1 protein-coding gene is annotated in these 723 nt (G+C 69.0%); it reads left to right on the forward strand.

Annotated elements, in window-relative coordinates; all coding sequences use genetic code 11:
• Positions 1–723, forward strand: a 723-nt coding sequence (locus EN745_RS35475) for a LacI family DNA-binding transcriptional regulator (protein WP_145992363.1), incomplete at both ends; no start/stop codon positions are given.

The following is a 723-nucleotide window of genomic DNA, read 5'->3' on the forward strand; positions in this document are numbered from 1 at the left end:
CCTCAAAGGCGCTGAACGGGCAGGGGCGGATGACGGCCGAGACGCGCGAGCGCATTCGCGAGACGGCGCAGCGGCTGGGGTTCCGGCCGAACAGCCTGGCGCAGAGCCTGTTGCGCAAGCGCTCCTTCACCGTCGGGCTGCTCACCAACGATACTTACGGCCGCTTCTCGCTGCCGCTGATGGCCGGCGTGTCCGATGCGCTGGTCGATGCCGGGGTCTCGGTGTTCCTGTGCAATGTCGAGGACGATCCGCGCCTCGGTCAGCTCCATGTCGAGGCCATGCTCGACAAGCGCGTCGACGGCATCATCGCCACCGGAAAACGCATCGACCGCCATCTGCCGGTCGATCTCTCCAATTTGCGCATTCCGGTCATCTATGCCTTCACCCAGCCCGATCCGGGCTCGGTCGCCTTCGTCTCCGACGATGCCGGCGGCGCGCGGCTGGCGGTCGAGCATTTTTGTGCGCTCGGACGCCGGCGCATCGCCCATGTCAGCGGGCCGGCGAGTTTTGCCGTGGTGCATGAGCGCGCCCGCGCCTATCGCGAGGTGCTGGCCGAGCACGGCCTGCCGGCGAGCGAGCCGCTGCTCGGCGCCTGGTCGGAAGGCTGGGGGCACGAGGCGGTGGCGAAGCTGTTCGACAGCCGGGGCAGGGGTGAGACGCCCGATGCCGTCTTCTGCGGCAACGACCAGATCGCGCGCGGCGTCATCGATGCGCTGCGCGAGC

It is taken from the genome of Mesorhizobium sp. M4A.F.Ca.ET.022.05.2.1 (genome assembly GCF_003998845.1).
Lineage (GTDB): Bacteria > Pseudomonadota > Alphaproteobacteria > Rhizobiales > Rhizobiaceae > Mesorhizobium.